Source organism: Phenylobacterium sp., assembly GCF_044236515.1.
Lineage (GTDB): Bacteria > Pseudomonadota > Alphaproteobacteria > Caulobacterales > Caulobacteraceae > Phenylobacterium.
In genome coordinates this window covers 22,903-40,070 of the sequence record NZ_JBIIGK010000006.1, presented here as the reverse complement: position 1 = coordinate 40,070, position 17,168 = coordinate 22,903, and the positions used below count along the sequence as shown (strand labels likewise).

Below are 17,168 nucleotides of genomic sequence, written 5' to 3'. Positions count from 1 at the left end.
CCCGGGCGTTGAAGTGGTATCTCATGCCGTCGCCGGGAGGGGATTAGGTCCGGCAGGACCGCGCGAGCGCCGCGCGGACGACACAGTGGCAATATGGCCACCACTGAGAAGAAAAGTCAAAAGAACATAACTTAACGTTTGTGTGTGTTTTTTTGGTCACGCGGCCGCGCCGGGGCGGCGGTAGGGATTGCGCATCACAAAGAGGCTGTTCGCGAGACCTGACGCGCGTTGCAGGCCCTGCAGCCGCACGCGGGTCGAGCGACCCTGGGCGTCGGTGACCGTCCAGGCGGCGAGGGCCAACGGCGTGTCGGTGAAGGTCAAGGTGATCTGGCCGGCCGTCTTGCGCGACCCGTCGCGGGCGGTGATCGAAAACCCGTCGGCCATGCGGTCGACGCGCGTGACCGTCACGCCCCGGTCGAGGCGAATGTTCTTGGCCAGGAACAGCGACAGCGGCGTGGCCGACAGCGGATAGCGGTCGAAGGTCTTCAGCCGGGCGTCGTGCACCGCCACGTTGCCGCCGTCCGACACCACGGTCAGGCCGGAGGGGGCATCGTAGGCGAACCGCGCCTTGCCCGGCCGCTTGAGATACAGCGAGCCCTGGGTGGTGGCGCCGCGCGGGTCGGTCTGGACGAAACGGCCTCGCGCTTCGGTCAGGCTTTGCAGATAGGCCGTGGCCCGGTCGACCAGCGCCTGGTCGGCTGCCGAAAGCCGGGCCTGGGCGGCCGCCGCGCCGCCGAACGGCGAGGCCAGCAAGGTCAGGGCGGCGCTCCGGCGGGTCAGGGTCATCAGGGTCTCCGGTTTCACGGACTTGAACATGCCTGTGGCGCAGGGCGTCATTAGGGCGTGAACATGTCGGGCGGCAACGCTCAAGCTTGCCGGAGCGTTCCGACGCCATGATTGCCGAACTGGAAGCCCGCCTCGCCAAAGCCGTCGCCGACGAGGACTTCGAGACCGCCATACTGCTGCGCGACGCCATCGACCGTATCCGCACGGGTGACAGCGCCCTCACCGAACAGAAACCCGGCCGCATGGGCCTGGGCTCCAGCCAGGAGCGCTACGCCGACGAGGGCGCCCGGCCGCTGCCGAAGAAGCCCGACCCGATGACGAAAGGCCACAGGCCCGGCGGCCGTCGCCGCTGACCGCGCCTGCCATCGGTGCGCCATGGACGAGACAATGTCCGCCGCCGACCTCGAGGTCATTCTCGATCAGATCCGCGATTGCCGCGCGTGCGCCGGCCTGTTCGGCCACACGCCGCGCCCGGTGGTGCGGGTCGGCCCCGAGACCCGCCTGCTGATCGCCGGCCAGGCTCCGGGCCGGCGTGTGCACGAAAGCGGCCTGCCGTTCGACGATCCGTCGGGCGACCGGCTGCGCGGCTGGCTCGGCGTGGATCGGGACCGGTTCTATGGCGACCCCCGGATCGGCGTCGCGGCGATGGCCTTCTGCTTCCCTGGGACCAAGCCGAAGGGCGGCGACCATCCGCCGCCGCCGATCTGCGCGGAGCGCTGGCGGGCGGATCTGTTGCGCCGCCTGCCGAAGGTGGAGCTGACCCTGCTGGTCGGCGGCTACGCCCAGGCCTGGGCGCTCGGCCCCCGCCATCGCTCGTTGACTGAGACGGTGCAGGCCTGGCGGGCGCTCGGCCCCGCGGTCATCCCGCTGCCGCATCCGTCCTGGCGCACGGTCGGCTGGGCGCGGCGCAATCCGTGGTTCGAGGCCGAGGTCGTGCCGGAACTGCGGGCCCGCGTCGCCGGCCTTCTCGAACCCTAGGGCGGCGCGGCGGCCAGAATCTCACGCTTGCCGGCGTGGTTGGCGGGGCCGACGACGCCCTCCTGCTCCATCCGCTCGATCAGCGAGGCGGCGCGGTTGTAGCCGATCTGCAGCCGGCGCTGGACGTAGGAGGTCGAGGCCTTGCCGTCGCGGGTGACGATCGCGACGGCGCGGTCGTAGAGGTCGTTGGCGTCGCCGGTGTCGCCGCCGAAGCCGAGGTTCGGGCCCTCGTCCCCGTCCTCCTCGCCGCCGGCGGTGACTTCCTCCAGGTACTGCGGCTGGCCCTGCTCGCGCAGGAACTTGGCCACCGCCTCGACCTCGCCGTCGGAGACGAACGGGCCGTGGAGGCGGGTGATGCGGCCGCCGCCGGCCATGTAGAGCTGGTCGCCCTGACCCAGAAGCTGCTCGGCGCCCTGCTCGCCGAGGATGGTCCGCGAGTCGATCTTCGAGGTGACCTGGAAGCTGATCCGGGTCGGGAAGTTGGCCTTGATGGTGCCGGTGATGACGTCGACCGAGGGCCGCTGGGTGGCCATGATCACGTGGATGCCGGCGGCGCGGGCCATCTGGGCCAGGCGCTGGACGGCGCCCTCGATGTCCTTGCCGGCGACCATCATCAGGTCGGCGACCTCGTCGATGACCACCACGAGGTAGGGCATGGGCTCGGGAACGATCTTCTCGCTCTCGTAGATCGGCCGGCCGGTCTCGTCGAAGCCCGTCTGAACGGTGCGCTCGAAGTGCTCGCCCTTGGCCAGGGCCTCCTTGGCGCGCTCGTTGTAGGAGGCGACGTTTCGCACGCCGATCTTCGACATCCGGCGATAGCGGTCCTCCATCTCGCGCACCGCCCACTTCAGGGCGACGATGGCCTTCTTCGGCTCCGTCACGACCGGGGCCAGCAGGTGCGGGATGCCGTCGTAGACCGACAGCTCCAGCATCTTCGGGTCGATCATGATCATCCGGCACTGCTCCGGCGGCAGGCGGTAGAGGATCGACAGGATCATGGCGTTGACGCCCACCGACTTGCCCGAGCCGGTGGTCCCGGCGATCAGCAGGTGGGGCATCTTGGCGAGGTCGGCGATGTAGGGCTCGCCGCCGATCGTTTCGCCGAGCGCCATCGGCAGGGTCTGGCCGCCGCGCTCGTATTCCGGGGCGGCCAGCAAGTCGCGCAGGTAGACGGTCTCGCGCTTGGAGTTGGGCAGCTCGATGCCGATGGCGTTGCGGCCCTGGACCACCGAGACACGGCAGGCGGCGACGCTCATCGAGCGGGCGATGTCGTCGGCCAGGGCGACGACGCGGGCCGACTTCACGCCGGCGGCCGGCACCAGTTCGTAGAGGGTGACCACCGGGCCGGGACGGATCTGGTCGACCTGGCCGCGGACGCCGAACTCGGCCAGCACGCTTTCCAGCAGCTGGGCGTTCTGGCGCAGGGCGCCCTCGTCGAACTGGGCCGCGCGCGGCTTTGGCTTGGCCAGCATCGACAGTTCCGGCAGACGGAAGCCGCCGGGCTGGACGAAGTCGAAGGTCGCCTGGTTCTCGCGCTGCTCGCGCGGGCTTTCCTTGGGCGCAGGCTTGGGGGTCCGGACCTTCAGCTCGGCGGCCGGAGCGGGCGTCGCCTCGTCCGCGTCGTCGTCGGCGTCGATCGCGTCCAGGGCGGCGGCGGGAATGCCGACGTCGCGGGCCGGGCGGCGCTGGCGCTTGCGGGCGGTCGGCGCGGCCTCGCGTTGCGGGGCGACGGCGATCTTCGGGCCGCTCTGCATCTGGGCGCGCAGCCAGGCGACGAAGCCCTGCAGGTCGCCGCGCGACAGGCCGACGCCGTAGCCGACCGCGAAGACCGCGACCGCCGCCAGCAGCACGCCGGCGATCGCCGGGCCGAACGGCACGTGGGCCAGCGAGATCAGGCCGCCGAGGCCGTGCAGCAGGGCGTCGCCCCAGAAGCCGCCGAGGCCCTTGGCCAGCGGCCAGGCGGTCGGCGGGGCCGGGAGGGCGAGGGCGCCGGCCAGGGCGAGGACGCCGACCGCGCCAACCGAGGCCCGGATCCGCAGGTGCACTCGTCCGGCGTCCGGTTGCGCCGACATCGCCCGGCTGAGGCCCAGCACGACGACCAGCAGGGCGGCGACCCCGGCCGCCAGGCCGAGCGACTGCATGCCGAGGTCGGCGACTGTGGCGCCCCCCAGACCCAGGGCGTTCTTCGCCCCGCCCGGGGCGGCGGCGTTCAGGCTGGGATCGGCGGCGTGATAGGTGGCGAAGGCGATGGCGGCGGCGACACCGGCCAGGGCGAGCAGCGCGCCGCGCAGCCGCGCCGTGCCGGGATGGGCCCAGGCCAGCCTGGCGATGTGCCAGAAGAGCTCCATGCCCGTCTTCCGCGCCGCCCGCGCCATGCCGCCCTCGATCCTGCGTCCTGAGATACCGGCGCAGATTCTGGCCCGACGGGGTTAATGGGCGTTTACTTTGCGGCCGCCGGACCGCGCTTTCGTCCCCGCCTTCCGTAAGGGCGCGCGGCGCCTTAGGTTCGCGGGCCATGAACTGGTCCATGCCCCGTCCCGTGCTGCAACTGGTGGCCGTTGCGATCGGCGCGGTCGCGGTCGGCGCCTTCACGTTGGGCGTCGTCAACGCGCCGTCCCGCGGCCGCCTGCCCGGCGAACGCGCCGACGGCAAGGGCGGCGCGGCCATCGAGGCGGTGGAGGCGACCCCGCTCAGCCAGGAGCGGATCGAAGGCCCGCCGCCGCCGCCCGAGCCGACGCCGGAAGAGCTCGCCAAGCTCGAAGCCGAAAAGCTCGCCAAGGCCGAGGCGGAAGCCGCCGCCCGCGCCGCCGCCCAGCCCGTACAGATTCCGGTCATTCCGCCGGCCGCCGAGCCCGCTCCGGACCGGGTCGGCGACCTCCTGCAGACCCCGCCCCCCGCGGCGCGCCCCGAAGACCCGCCGTTCTGAGGCGCTCGGCCGCCTCGCGCGTTGAGGCGGCATGCGGTTCCGCAAGCTCACCCCCGGCGAGACGGCCCTGGCCGCCGAGATGTTCGGCGACAGCCTGGACGCCACACGGGTGCGGATCGCCACGATCCCCTTTTGGAACCGCGCCTTCGTCGCTGGGCCGCGACTGATCGTCTGGCCGGCCGCCGACCTGCCGGCCGACTTCGCCGCCGCGCCGCTTCGCCAGCAGGCGGTCTTCGTCCACGAACTGACCCACGTCTGGCAGGCGCAAAACGGCGTGCGACTGATCGTGGCCAAGCTGAAGGCCGGCGACCGGCCGGCGAGCTACGCCTATGATCCGGCCGGCGCCGAGGATTTCGCCCGCCTCAATATCGAGCAGCAGGCGATGGTCGTGCAGCACGCCTTCGTGGCCTCGCGCGGCGGCCGGGCGCCCCATCCGGCCGAGCTTTACGCCCGCGCTGCGGCGGCGTGGCGGCGCGGTTGACCCCGGCCCTGCGCATGTCCCTGACGGGATTGAGGACATTCGGGCTTGCAGGCCCCATGATTTTCCCCATATCGGCACCGACGCGGGACCCCCCGCGGAGATTGATCGACCGGGGATGTCGCAAATCGGCGCCTCACACCGAAGGCCAACCGCGGCGTCCGCCAACTAGGAGCGAGCAAGACTCTCAATGAGCAAGATCATCGGCATCGACCTCGGCACCACGAACTCGTGCGTCGCGATCATGGACGGCAAGACGCCGAAGGTGATCGAGAACGCCGAAGGGGCCCGGACCACGCCGTCCGTCGTCGCTATCCTCGAGGACGGCGAGCGCCTCGTCGGCCAGCCGGCCAAGCGCCAGGCGGTCACCAACCCCGCCAACACCCTTTTCGCGATCAAGCGCCTCATCGGCCGCAACTTCGCCGACCCGATGGTCGAGAAGGATAAGGGCATGGTGCCCTACGAGATCGTCAAGGGCGGCAACGGCGACGCGTGGGTGAAGGCCCACGACAAGGACTATTCGCCCCAGCAGGTGTCGGCCTTCATCCTGCAGAAGATGAAGGAAGCCGCCGAGCAGCACCTCGGCGAGAAGGTCGAAAAGGCGGTCATCACCGTCCCGGCCTACTTCAACGACGCCCAGCGCCAGGCGACCAAGGACGCCGGCAAGATCGCCGGCCTAGAAGTCCTGCGCATCATCAATGAGCCGACCGCGGCGGCCCTCGCCTACGGCCTTGAGAAGAACGACGGCAAGAAGATCGCCGTCTACGACCTCGGCGGCGGCACCTTCGACGTGTCGATCCTGGAGATCGGCGACGGCGTGTTCGAGGTGAAATCGACCAACGGCGACACCTTCCTCGGCGGCGAGGACTTCGACCTGCGGGTCGTCGACTACCTGGCCGACGAGTTCAAGAAGGAGAACGGGGTCGACCTGCGCAAGGACAAGCTGGCCCTTCAGCGCCTCAAGGAAGAGGGCGAAAAGGCCAAGAAGGAACTGTCCTTCACGACCCAGTACGAAGTGAATCTGCCCTTCATCTCGATGAATGCGTCGGGTCCGCTGCACCTCAACATCAAGCTCTCGCGCGCCAAGCTCGAGGCGCTCGTGGAGGACCTCGTCGCCCGCACCATCGGCCCCTGCGAGCAGGCGCTGAAGGACGCCGGCCTGAAGAAGACCGACATCGACGAAGTGATCCTGGTCGGCGGCATGACCCGCATGCCCAAGGTCGTCGAGACCGTGAAGGCGTTCTTCGGCCGCGAGCCGCACACCGGCGTGAACCCCGACGAGGTCGTGGCCCTTGGCGCCGCGGTCCAGGCCGGCGTTCTGCAGGGCGACGTCAAGGACGTGCTGCTGCTCGACGTCACCCCGCTGACCCTCGGCATCGAGACCCTCGGCGGCGTGTTCACGCCGCTGATCGAGCGCAACACCACCATCCCGACCAAGCGCAGCCAGACCTTCTCGACCGCCGACGACAACCAGTCGGCGGTGACGATCCGGGTGTTCCAGGGCGAGCGGCCGATGGCGGCGGACAACAAGCTGCTCGGCCAGTTTGATCTCGTCGGCATTCCGCCGGCCCCGCGCGGCGTGCCGCAGGTCGAGGTCACCTTCGACATCGACGCCAACGGCATCGTCAACGTCTCGGCCCGCGACAAGGCGACGTCGAAGGAGCAGTCGATCCGCATCCAGGCGAACGGCGGCCTGTCGGACGCCGACATCGACGCCATGGTCAAGGAAGCGGAGTCGAACAAGGCCGACGACGAGAAGCGCAAGACCCTCGTCGAAGCGCGCAACCAGGCCGACTCGGCGCTGCACTCGGCGGAGAAGGCGCTGAAGGATCATGGCGACAAGGTGGGTGAAGCCGACCGCGCCGCGATCCAGACCGCCCTCGACGACCTGAAGGCCGCCAACGAAGGCGACGACGCCGAGGCGATCGCCGCCAAGACCCAGGCCTTGATCCAGGCGTCGATGAAGCTGGGCGAGGCCATGTACAAGGCCCAGCAGGACGCTGGCGAAGGCGGGGCCGAGGCCCAGGCCGACGCCGGCGGCTCGGACGACGTGGTCGACGCCGAGTTCGAGGAAGTCGACGACAGCGACGACCAGAAGAAGTCGGCGTGACATCCCGCCTCATGGCGGCTCTTCGCGACCAGTGCGATGAAGTCGCCATTGGGGACGTCGCCGCCGCCTTCGTCGGAGACAGGACCCCCGCCCGCTCGGTTTCAAGCCTTGCAGCCGGGCGGGGGTCATCCCACTTCCCTTACAGCTTTCGATGTGTTGAGCGCCTGAGCCTCTGATGCGGGACTATTACGAGATCCTGGGCGTCGAGCGCGGCTGCGATGCTGCGACCCTGAAGTCCGCCTTTCGCAAGCTCGCCATGGAGCACCACCCCGACCGCAACGGCGGTTGCGGGGAGGCGGAGACGCGTTTCAAGGAACTGAACGAGGCCTATTCGGTCCTCTCCGATCCCCAGAAGCGGGCGGCCTACGACCGCTTCGGCCATGCCGGGGTCAACGGCGGCGGGCCCGGGGGCGGCCAGCAGTTCCACGACGTCCACGACATCTTCAACGAGGTGTTCGGCGACGCCTTCGGCGACATGTTCGGCGGCGGCCGCCGCCAGCAGAACCGCGGCCCGGCTCGCGGCCAGGACCTGCGCTACGACATGGAGATCAGCCTCGAGCAGGCCTATGCCGGCGCCGAGGTCGAGATCACCGTGCCCGCCGCCCTCAACTGCGAGGGCTGCGACGGCTCGGGCGCCAAGCCCGGCTCCGCGCCCACCACCTGCAACACCTGCGGCGGCTCCGGCCGTGTCCGCGCCACCCAGGGCTTCTTCTCGATCGAGCGCGCCTGCCCCCGCTGCGGCGGCCAGGGCCAGGTGATCTCCGATCCGTGCACAACCTGCCGTGGCCAGGGTCAGGTTCGCCGCGAGCGCGTCCTGTCGGTCCGCATCCCGGCCGGCGTCGATGACGGCGCCCGCATCCGCCTGGCCGGCGAGGGCGACGCCGGGGCCCGCGGCGGCCCGCGGGGCGACCTCTACATCTTCCTGTCGGTCCGCCCGCATGAGCTGTTCGAGCGCGACGGGCTCGACCTGTTGTGCACTGTCCCGGTGCCGATGGGCGTCGCCGCCCTCGGCGGCGAGATCGAGGCCCCCTGCCTTAAGGGCGGCGACAACTGCGACGGCGAGTGCAAGATCGAGGTCAAGGTCCCGGAGGGCGCCCAGACCGGCAAGACCGTCCGGGTCAAGGGCCGCGGCATGCCCTCGCTCCGGTCGCGCGAGCGCGGCGACCTTGTGGTCGAACTGTTCGTCGAGACGCCCACCAAGCTGACCGCCCGCCAGAAGGAACTACTGCGCGAATTCTCCGGCCTGTGCGGCGAGGCGCAGCACCCGAAGTCCGCCAACTTCGTCGGCAAGGCCAAGCGGTTCTGGGACGAGGTCACCGGCGCGGCGTGAGGTCGGCGTGGCTCCGCCGCGCCCTTATCGCGAAATTCCGGCGCCGCGCGTTTGCCGCCGCCCAAGCTTTCCGCTAGACAGGCCGCCCGCTGGACACGCACCCGTAGCTCAGCTGGATAGAGCGTTGCCCTCCGAAGGCAAAGGTCACACGTTCGAATCGTGTCGGGTGCGCCAGCGGCTTTCAGCCGACAGCCAGGTCGACCAGGCCGTCGTCGCGGCGATGGCCTTCAGCGCCGCCATGGTCACCCGGTGGCTGCCGTCCGGATAGCCCGGCTTCAGGTCGGCCGACAGCTTTACGATCGTCGTCCGCCGGGCCGGGTTCACATAGACGTACTGCCCGAAGTGTCCGAGGGCGGAGAAGTCCTTGCCCGGCTCAGGGATCCACCACAGGTAGCCATAGCCCATCTTGAGATCGACCTGCTCCGGCGACAGGTGCGGCGCCATCACGGCGGTCGATTCCCGCACGAACTGGGGCGAGATGATCTGCCGCCCGCTCCAGGCCCCGTTGTGGCGATAGAGCTCGCCTAGCCGGGCGTAGTCGCGGGCGATCAACATCACCCCGCCGCCCATTATCTCCATGCCGGTCTTGTCGATCGCCAGATAGGCTGGCCGCTCGAGCCCGATGGGCTCCCACAGCTCGTCCTGCATGTATTCTGCAATGGTCTTGCCCGTGGCGGCCGCCAGGATGTAGCCCAGCAGGATCGGGTTGGCGTTGACGTACTCGTTCACCGATCCGGGGGTCGTGACGCGCTTCTGCGCCCGTAGGTAATCCCTCAGCGTCCCGGCCGCCGCCGCCGCGCCGATATTCGGCACCTCACGGTCCCCGCGCGCCATGCCCGACGACATCTGCAGCAGCTGTCGGATCGTCACCGCGCCATAGTCGGCGCCGGCGATCCACGGCAGGTATTTGTCGGCCCGGTCGTCCAGGCTGGCGATCTTGCCCTGCCGCAGGGCGATGCCGACCATCGCCGAGGTCAGGCTCTTGCCCGCCGACATCGCGTTCCAGTGGACCTCGCGCCCGCCGGGTGAACGGTATTCCTCGTAGCGGACCTTGCCGTCGGTAAGCACCAGCAGCGCGCTGGTCCCGGTCTTGCCCAGGAACTCCGCCATCTCCACCAGCTGGCCGTCGAATTCGAACCGGTCGGGAATCCGGATCGGCGCGCCGTCGGCGAACGGCCGCGGCCGCGAGGACGGCCGCATCTCGACGACGCTGGCCAGGTTCTGGGTGTTCCCGAGGCTTTCGGGCTTGGAATAGTCGACCGCGAAGTAGTTGGTGTCGCGGCGGATGATCCGGGTCCGCGGCGGCGAGGCCGTTCCGGCGACCGACGTCGACGACCACCCCAGTCCACCGGCTGCGAGGGCGCCCATAAGGGCGCGGCGATTCAAGCGCAGATCGGTCACCTTCCCCCCGTCGTTCCATGGACCGGCCACGCCGGCCGCCTTGCCGCCAATCTCCCGACCTCATGACGAGCGCGCAAGTGGTTTGTCACCCAGACCATCAGTGGAGCCGCGTATCTTGCGCGTGGCCGGGCCCGCTCACGAATGGGTCGCCTTCTCGACATGTCATTTGTTTTTCTTGCTTCTCGCCGCCCGCGCCGCCAATGCCTTGGATCACAGCGCCTACGTCGGCGGCTGCCGGAGTCCGCAAGGCGTGTCAGAGGTGTCGAGTTTCGCGGTTGACCTGACCAACTGCGACCGCGAGCCGATCCAGTTCCTGGGCGGCGTCCAGTCGTTCGGTTTCCTCGTCGCGGTGACCAGTGACTGGATGGTGGCGCGGGCCTCGCAAAACCTCGAGGTGTTCACCGGCGCGAAGGCGGCCGACTTGCTTGGCCGGCCGCTCACCGAGCTCTTCGAGATCGAGGCGATCCACGCGATCCGCAATCGGATCACCCTGCTGCGCGGCCCGGACGTGGTCGAGCGGCTGTTCGGCCTGACCCTGGTCCCGGGACAGCCGCCCTTCGACGTGGCCCTGCATTTCTCCGGCTCGGCCATTGTCATCGAGGCCGAACCGGCCAGCGACGACGCCGCCGAGGCCGCCAACCAGATCCGCACCCTGACCACCCGCCTGACCCAGGCGGACACCAAGTCCGCCTTCCTGCGCGACGCGGCCCGCCAGGTCCGCGCCATCACCGGCTTCGACCGGGTCATGGTCTACCGCTTCGATCACGCTGGCAGCGGCGAGGTGGTGGCGGAGGCCCTGCGCCCCGGCGTCGACAGTTTCCTCGGCCTCAACTACCCGGCCAGCGACATCCCTGCCCAGGCCCGCGCGCTCTACCTGCGCAACATCTTCAGGGTTATCGCCGACGTCGATTCCGCGCCCTCGCCGATCGTCCCCGCGCTGGACGAGACCGGCGCGCCGCTCGATCAGTCGCTGTCGGTGCTGCGGTCGGTGTCGCCGATCCACATCGAGTACCTGCACAACATGGGGGTCCGCGCCTCCCTGTCGATCTCGATCATCGTGGCGGGCCGGCTGTGGGGCCTGTTCGCCTGCCACCATTATGCGCCGCTGCTGCCCAGCTTCGCCCAGCGCAGCGCCGCCGAGCTCTACGGCCAGATGTTCTCCCTGATGCTGGAGAGCCGCGAGCGCCAGGAGGCGCGCGAATACGAGGCTCAGGCGCGCGCCGTCACCGACCGGATGATGGCCGCCATCGCCCAGGACGCTGACCTTCTGACCCGCGCCCAGTGGCTCGGCGAGATGATCATGGAGACCATCCCGGCCGACGGCGTCGGGGTGGTCATCGACGGAGCGGTGTCGCTGTCGGGCCTGACCCCGAACCGCGAGCAGTTCCTCGCCTTGCTGCCGGTGCTGAACCAGATGGCGGCCAGCGAGGTGTTCACCACCGACTGCCTGGCCGACCACGCCCCAGGCGCGGAGCGGTATGCCCACGTCGCCGCCGGCTTGCTGGCTATCCCGATCTCCCGCTCCCCCCGCGACTACGTGATGTTGTTCCGCAGCGAGCGGCTGCGCACCGTCCGTTGGGCCGGCAATCCGGAGAAGCCGGTGGAGTATGGCCCGAATGGCGCCCGCCTGACTCCGCGCAAGAGCTTCGAGGAGTGGTCGGAGCTGGTTCGGGGCAAGGCCCAGCCGTTCACCGTTTCGGAGCTGCAGGTCGCCCGCGCCGTCCGCACCGCCCTGCTCGAGGTCGTGCTGCGGTTGTCGGAAGAGGCCGGTCAGGAGCGCCGCCGCGCCCACGAACAGCAACAGCTGCTGATCGCCGAACTGAACCACCGGGTGCGCAACATCCTTGCCCTGATCCGCGGCCTGGTTTCGCAGACCCGGCGCAGCGAGATCTCCGCCGAGGACTTCGTCGCCACCCTCGACAGCCGCATCCAGGCCCTGGCTCGCGCCCACGACCAGATCACCACCCACCGCTGGGGCCCCGGCCGGCTGGTGGAGCTGGTCGAGGCCGAGGCCGGCGCCTACCTCGGCGTGCGCCGCGACCGCCTGCGCCTCGACGGGCCGGACGTCCTGATCGATCCGACCGCCTTCACGGTCCTGGCGCTGGTGTTCCACGAGCTGATCACCAACGCCGCCAAGTACGGGGCGCTGTCGGATAGCGGCCATATCCGCCTGAGCTGGGAGGTGTCGGATGACGGCGCCCTCAGGTTCGCCTGGCGCGAGGTCGGCGGTCCGCCGGTGACGGCGCCGACCCGTCGAGGCTTCGGCACGACCATCATCGAGCGCTCCATCCCCTTCGAGCTCTCAGGCTCCGCCGAGCCGCGCTACCTGCTCGGCGGGTTCGAGGCCGACTTCTGCGTGCCCAGCCGCTACGTCGCCGGCGTCCGCACCGAACCGGCCGCGGTCGCCGCGCCGGCGCCGGCGACACGCCAACAGGCGGGGGTGCTGGCCGGCCGGCGCGTGCTGCTGGTCGAGGACAGCATGCTGGTCGCCCTCGACGCCGAGGACGCCCTGCGCGCGCTTGGGGCCGACGATGTCCTGGTGGCGCCCTCCCTGTCCGCCGCCGAACGGCTGATCGATGCGCGGCTCGACCTCGCCGTCCTCGACTTCAACCTCGGGCACGAGAACTCGCTGCCCCTGGCCGAGAGGCTCGACGCCCTCGGCGTGCCGTTCATCCTGGCCACCGGCTACGGCGAAGACCTCGTCCTGCCCGAGACCCTGGCCCAGACGCCGGTGGTCACCAAGCCCTACGACGAGGCCAGCCTCGCCCGCCGTATCGGCGAGCTCGGCGTCGGCGAAGCGCCGCGTCGCGGGCTGAACGCCGGCGCTTCCCTCCGCCGCCGCGATCCGTGAATATCGAGCCCTGACAAATGGCGGACGGACCCGATGGCGTCGACACTCTCAGAGCTTCTGACCCGCAGCCTCGGCGCCGAGCGCGCCACGGCCCTGCTTGAGCTGCTGGTCGTCCATCCGGACCTGACGGCGCCTGGGCCGACGGTGTCGCGGGCGGTGATGGCTCAGGCGCTGAACATGGTGCTGTTCGACGATCTGCTGGCCCGGGTGCCCGACGCGCGCGCCTACGCCGACGACGCCCGCGCCGCCGGCCAGACGCTGTTCCACGACCACGGCGCGGTGCGCACGGTGGCCCTGGCGGGCATGGGCGCCCTGCCGGCTGGCGAGGAGGCGCTGGTCCGTATCCTGCGCCCGCTCGGCTACGTGCAGAACGGCGTCTATCCGCTCGAGCGGCTTAAGATGACCGGCCGCTCCTACGCCCAGGCCGACTTCCCCGAAGCTGTCGCCCAGTTCTTCGTCAGCGAATTGCACGTCGAGCGGTTCTCCCCGGGCTTCCAGGCCGCCGCCCGCGCGGTGACCGCCGGTTCGCGCGATCCGCTGACCGACCAGGCCAAGGCGGTGCTCGCCGCGTTCGAGCGCGATGGCGCGGCGCCGTTTGAGGACGCCGCCGCGGCGCTGCCGGTGCTGGCGGCCGCCTTCGACCGCCAGCATCCGGTCCCGGCTCTGGCCGATTACGAGGCCCTGCTGGCGGAGTCGGCCGAGATGGCCTGGATCGCCACCGAGGGGAACGCCTTCAACCACGCCACCGACCGGGTGGCCGACGTCGACGCCCTCGCCGCCGCCCAGAAGGCGCTCGGCCGGCCGATGAAGGCCGACGTCGAGGTCTCGGCCTCCGGGCGCGTCCGACAGACCGCCTTCCGCGCCGCCCAGGTCGAGCGCCGGTTCCGCACCGCCGACGGCGAGACGACGCGCACCGTCCCCGGGTCGTTCTACGAATTCATCACCCGCTTGCCGATGCCGGGAGAGGCGGGGCTAGACCTCGCCTTCGACAGCTCGAACGCCCAGGGCATCTTCAAGATGACCGCGGCCGCCGGCGCCGCCTGAGCCGACCCCCCGTCTTCGCCGAATGCTGGAGCCTTGATGCGAGAGTCCGCCGACCGCTACGCGACCGTTTCGATCGCCCTGCACTGGATCACCGCCTTGCTGGTCATCGGCCAGATCGGGCTGATCATGGCGGTCGACGCGGAAGGGCCGAACGCCCGCACCTTCGCCATGATCCACAAGTCGGACGGGATCATGATCCTGCTGCTGACCACCGTGCGGCTGCTCTGGCGGCTCGGCCATCCGCTGGCCCCGTTGCCGGACGAGACGCCGCGCTGGCAGGCGTTCATCGCCCGCGCCACGCACGTCCTGTTCTACGTGCTGCTGTTCGCCTTCCCGCTGACCGGCTGGGCCGCCTCGTCGGTGATGGACCGGCCGATCCCGATCTACGGCCTGTTCAACTGGCCGCTGCTGCCGCTCGAGGGCGACCGCGAGACGGCGCGGTCGATCATGGACATCCACCGGACGGGCGCGAAGCTGCTCTACGTGCTGCTGGTGCTGCATGTCGCGGGCGCGCTGAAGCATCATTTCATCGAGCGAAACGGCGTCCTGCACCGCATGCTGCCGCTCGTTCCCCGGCCGCGGTAGCGCTCTCGCCGCACGCCGGCGGTTGCGGCTAAATCTGCGGCGATGCGGCGAGTCTGGCTCCCGATTCTGCTCCTGGTCCTGGCCGCCCAGACGGCCAGCGGCACGGCGCATGCCCGCGAAGCGCCACAGGCGACCGTCGCCCACGCCACGCGCTTCGAGTTCCTGCAGGACCGGCAGATCCTGTTCCCGATCGTCATCAACGGCCAGCCGGCCGAGGCCTGGCTCGATTCCGGCGCCAGTTCGTCGGTGGTCGACGCCGCCTTCGCCGCCCGGCTCGGCCTCCAGCTCGGCCGCAGCGTGCGGGCGCAGGGCGTCGCCGGCGGGGTCGAGGGGGTGCGGCTGGCCCGTGTCGATTTCCAGCTCGGCGACCTCGTCCTGCCGGGCCGCGACGTGGCGGTGATGGACCTGACCGCCCTGGCGCGCGTCGCCCCGCGGCCGGTGCAGGTGATCCTGGGCCGCGACGTCTTCGACGCAGCTGTTCTCGACATCGACTTCGCGGCGCGCCAGATCGCCTTCCTCGCCCGCCACGATTTCCGCCCGCCGCCGATCCGGCCCCTGCCGCTGTCGCCCGCCGGCAACCTGCGCAGCTTCCCGATCCGGGTGGAGGGCCGAAGCGTCGCCGCCATCCTCGATCTCGGCAATTCCGGCGGGCTGCTGATCGACCGCGCCTGGGCGGAGGGCCGGGGCCTGCTCGAAAGGCGCCGGCTCTCGACGCAACTCTCCGTCGGCGTCGACGGCCCGCGCGAAGGTCTAGTCGCCAGCCTCGACCGCGTCGCGGTCGGCGGCGTTGTGTTCGACGACGTGCCGGCCTCGATCACCGCCGACCTCGCCGCCGAGACGCCGGTCAACGTCGGCCTCTCCGTGCTCAGCCGCTTTCACGTCACCATCGACTTCCAGGGCCAGCGGCTTTGGCTGCAGCCGTATCCGGACGCCGCCCATGCGCCGTTCCGCAAGAACCGTGCGGGCCTGTCGGTCGTCGCCGAGGGCGACCACCTGCGCGTCACCCACGTCGCCCGGGCCAGTCCGGCGGCGGCCGGCGGTTGGCAGGTGGGCGACGCCATCATCGCCGTCGACGGCCAACCCATCACCCGCGGCTATGCCGAGAGCGCGCTGTTCCAGTGGGCTAACGGGGCTCCGGGCCGCGTGGTCGTCCTGACCCTCGCCGACGGCGCGCGCCGGCGGTTGGAGCTCGCCGACTACTACTGAGCGTCGCTGGCGGCTTGTCGGGGGCGGGTGGAGCGCGTAGGTCCCTCGCCAAGCGTAACGAGGCCTGAGCGATGTCGAGCGTGCCCCTGCTCCAATCCCTGCAACTGGAGCGGCTGGAAGTGAATCTCTTCCGGGGAACCACTCCCCAGGAGGCGCCGCGTCGGCGAATCTACGGCGGCCAGGTGATCGCCCAGGCCCTGCTGGCCGCCTACGAGACCGTCGAAGAGCGCATGTGCCACTCGCTGCACTGCTACTTCATCCGGCCAGGCGACCCGAGCATACCGATCGTCTTCGAGGTCGACCGCTCGCGCGACGGGGGCAGCTTCACCACGCGCCGGGTGGTTGCGGTCCAGCACGGCCAGCAGATCTTCAACCTCGCCGCCTCGTTCCAGGCCGAGGAGACCGGCCGCGACCACCAGGTCGAGATGCCGCCGGCCCCGGCGTTTGAGGACGTGCCGGACGACTTCGCGGCGCGGATGGCCGAGCGCGGCGCTCCGGAGACCATCAGCCCGGTCGGCGTCCCGCCGATCGAAATGCGCACCGTCGGGGGACCGGTGGGTCCCGGCGCCTCGGCCACGGGCACCTCGCAGCAGGTCTGGTTCCGGGCCCGCGAGCCGATCGGCGCCGACCGCCGGATGCACGACGTCATCATGGCCTATTCGTCCGACTTCAGCCTGCTCGGCACCGCCGTCCGCGCTCAGGGCCTGAACTGGAAGACGCCTGGCCTGCAAGCCGCCAGCCTCGACCACGCCATGTGGTTCCACCGGCCGACCGACTTCAACGAGTGGCACCTCTACGAGCAGCAGAGCCCGTCGGCCTCCGGCGGCCGCGGCTTCGCTCTGGGCCAGATCTACCGCGCCTCGGACGGCGCGCTCGTCGCCTCCTGCGCGCAGGAAGGCCTGATGCGGGTGCGCCCGACCTAGGTCTCAGGCCCGGCGTCCGCCTCGGTCTCCGCCGGCGGCACGGCGATCACCTTGCGCTCGGCCATACGCACCTCGGGCACGGCGGCCTTTGTGAACGGCAGCCACCAGGTCGCGCCTTGCGGCGGAGCGACCTCGATCAGGTCGCCGGCCCCGAAATCGTGCACGCTGCGGATGCGCCCCAGCGGCTCGCCCTCGGGAGTCTCGACATCGAGGCCCACGAGGTCGGCGACGTAGAACTCGTCCTCCTCCGCCTCGGGCAGAATGTCTCTCGGGATGAACAGCTTCAGGCCGCGAAGGGCCTCCGCCTGTTCGCGGGTCGCCACCTCTTCGGCGCGGGCGACTAGGCCGCCCTTGGCCGGGCGGCCGGAGGTCAGGGTGAGCGCCGGCGCGCCGTCCTCACGCAATAGACGCCTGTAGTCCAGCAGCGCGGCGGGATCGGCGGTGAAGCTGGTGATGCGCACATCGCCCTTCACGCCGAACGCCCCGCCCACGCGGCCGACGAGGATCAGGGTGCTGGTGTCCATCGGCCTCGAAACCTCGTCCGCTCACC

General features: G+C 70.5%; 15 protein-coding genes and 1 tRNA gene. 12 read left to right on the top strand and 4 right to left on the bottom strand.

The genetic code is table 11. The features are described from left to right. Nucleotides 1–156: 156 nt before the first annotated feature. Nucleotides 157–786: an outer membrane lipoprotein carrier protein LolA gene (locus ACILRF_RS01520; RefSeq protein ID WP_395670498.1), complete on the bottom strand. Its 630-nt coding sequence runs from the start codon at nucleotides 784–786 to the stop codon at nucleotides 157–159. 107 nt (nucleotides 787–893) lie between these two features. Between ACILRF_RS01520 and ACILRF_RS01515 the strand changes: the two genes are divergently transcribed. Then, nucleotides 894–1,139 (top strand): UvrB/UvrC motif-containing protein, encoded by a 246-nt coding sequence (locus ACILRF_RS01515; protein ID WP_395670497.1) that lies wholly within the window; start codon nucleotides 894–896, stop codon nucleotides 1,137–1,139. Nucleotides 1,140–1,173: 34 nt separating this feature from the next. Then, a complete protein-coding gene (locus tag ACILRF_RS01510; protein ID WP_395670496.1) occupies nucleotides 1,174–1,764 on the top strand; it encodes a uracil-DNA glycosylase family protein in 591 nt (196 codons plus the stop codon). On the opposite strand, the gene ACILRF_RS01505 is transcribed toward ACILRF_RS01510, so the two are convergent. After that, complete coding sequence (locus ACILRF_RS01505) at nucleotides 1,761–4,139, bottom strand: DNA translocase FtsK 4TM domain-containing protein (protein WP_395670495.1); 2,379 nt, start codon at nucleotides 4,137–4,139, stop codon at nucleotides 1,761–1,763. The genes ACILRF_RS01510 and ACILRF_RS01505 overlap by 4 nt on opposite strands. A 152-nt stretch (nucleotides 4,140–4,291) precedes the next feature. On the opposite strand from ACILRF_RS01505, the gene ACILRF_RS01500 reads away from it, so the two are divergent. The 5 genes from ACILRF_RS01500 (at nucleotide 4,292) to ACILRF_RS01480 (ending at nucleotide 8,782) form a co-directional block, all read left to right on the top strand. Further along, nucleotides 4,292–4,690: a hypothetical protein gene (locus ACILRF_RS01500; RefSeq protein WP_395670494.1), complete on the top strand. Its 399-nt coding sequence runs from the start codon at nucleotides 4,292–4,294 to the stop codon at nucleotides 4,688–4,690. Between the two features lie 31 nt (nucleotides 4,691–4,721). After that, nucleotides 4,722–5,171, top strand: a complete 450-nt coding sequence (locus ACILRF_RS01495; protein WP_395670493.1) for a hypothetical protein — start codon at nucleotides 4,722–4,724, stop codon at nucleotides 5,169–5,171. A gap of 187 nt (nucleotides 5,172–5,358) precedes the next feature. Next, complete coding sequence (gene dnaK, locus ACILRF_RS01490; protein ID WP_395670492.1) at nucleotides 5,359–7,278, top strand: molecular chaperone DnaK; 1,920 nt, start codon at nucleotides 5,359–5,361, stop codon at nucleotides 7,276–7,278. 175 nt (nucleotides 7,279–7,453) lie between these two features. Next, on the top strand, nucleotides 7,454–8,608 hold the full coding sequence (gene dnaJ, locus ACILRF_RS01485) for a molecular chaperone DnaJ (RefSeq protein WP_395670491.1): 1,155 nt from the start codon (nucleotides 7,454–7,456) through the stop codon (nucleotides 8,606–8,608). 97 nt (nucleotides 8,609–8,705) lie between these two features. Beyond that, nucleotides 8,706–8,782, top strand: a tRNA-Arg gene (locus ACILRF_RS01480). On the opposite strand, the gene ACILRF_RS01475 is transcribed toward ACILRF_RS01480, so the two are convergent. After that, a complete protein-coding gene (locus tag ACILRF_RS01475) occupies nucleotides 8,753–10,009 on the bottom strand; it encodes a serine hydrolase domain-containing protein (protein ID WP_395670490.1) in 1,257 nt (418 codons plus the stop codon). The two genes, ACILRF_RS01480 and ACILRF_RS01475, sit on opposite strands and share 30 nt — an antisense overlap. A gap of 259 nt (nucleotides 10,010–10,268) precedes the next feature. Between ACILRF_RS01475 and ACILRF_RS01470 the strand changes: the two genes are divergently transcribed. The 5 genes from ACILRF_RS01470 to ACILRF_RS01450 all read left to right on the top strand — a co-directional run bounded on the left by ACILRF_RS01470 (nucleotide 10,269) and on the right by ACILRF_RS01450 (nucleotide 16,618). Further along, nucleotides 10,269–12,860, top strand: coding sequence for an HWE histidine kinase domain-containing protein (locus tag ACILRF_RS01470; protein WP_395670489.1), 2,592 nt, complete (start codon nucleotides 10,269–10,271; stop codon nucleotides 12,858–12,860). A 33-nt stretch (nucleotides 12,861–12,893) separates the two neighbouring features. Then, nucleotides 12,894–13,904, top strand: a complete 1,011-nt coding sequence (locus ACILRF_RS01465; RefSeq protein WP_395670488.1) for a 2-oxoadipate dioxygenase/decarboxylase family protein — start codon at nucleotides 12,894–12,896, stop codon at nucleotides 13,902–13,904. A 36-nt stretch (nucleotides 13,905–13,940) separates the two neighbouring features. Further along, nucleotides 13,941–14,489: a cytochrome b gene (locus tag ACILRF_RS01460; RefSeq protein ID WP_395670487.1), complete on the top strand. Its 549-nt coding sequence runs from the start codon at nucleotides 13,941–13,943 to the stop codon at nucleotides 14,487–14,489. Between the two features lie 42 nt (nucleotides 14,490–14,531). Further along, the gene (locus ACILRF_RS01455; RefSeq protein ID WP_395670486.1) at nucleotides 14,532–15,695 is read left to right on the top strand and encodes an aspartyl protease family protein; all 1,164 of its coding nucleotides are present in this window, start codon (nucleotides 14,532–14,534) and stop codon (nucleotides 15,693–15,695) included. A gap of 71 nt (nucleotides 15,696–15,766) precedes the next feature. Continuing rightward, nucleotides 15,767–16,618, top strand: coding sequence for an acyl-CoA thioesterase (locus ACILRF_RS01450; protein ID WP_395670485.1), 852 nt, complete (start codon nucleotides 15,767–15,769; stop codon nucleotides 16,616–16,618). On the opposite strand, the gene rimM is transcribed toward ACILRF_RS01450, so the two are convergent. Further along, nucleotides 16,615–17,142: a ribosome maturation factor RimM gene (gene rimM, locus ACILRF_RS01445; RefSeq protein ID WP_395670484.1), complete on the bottom strand. Its 528-nt coding sequence runs from the start codon at nucleotides 17,140–17,142 to the stop codon at nucleotides 16,615–16,617. The two genes, ACILRF_RS01450 and rimM, sit on opposite strands and share 4 nt — an antisense overlap. Nucleotides 17,143–17,168: the final 26 nt, after the last annotated feature.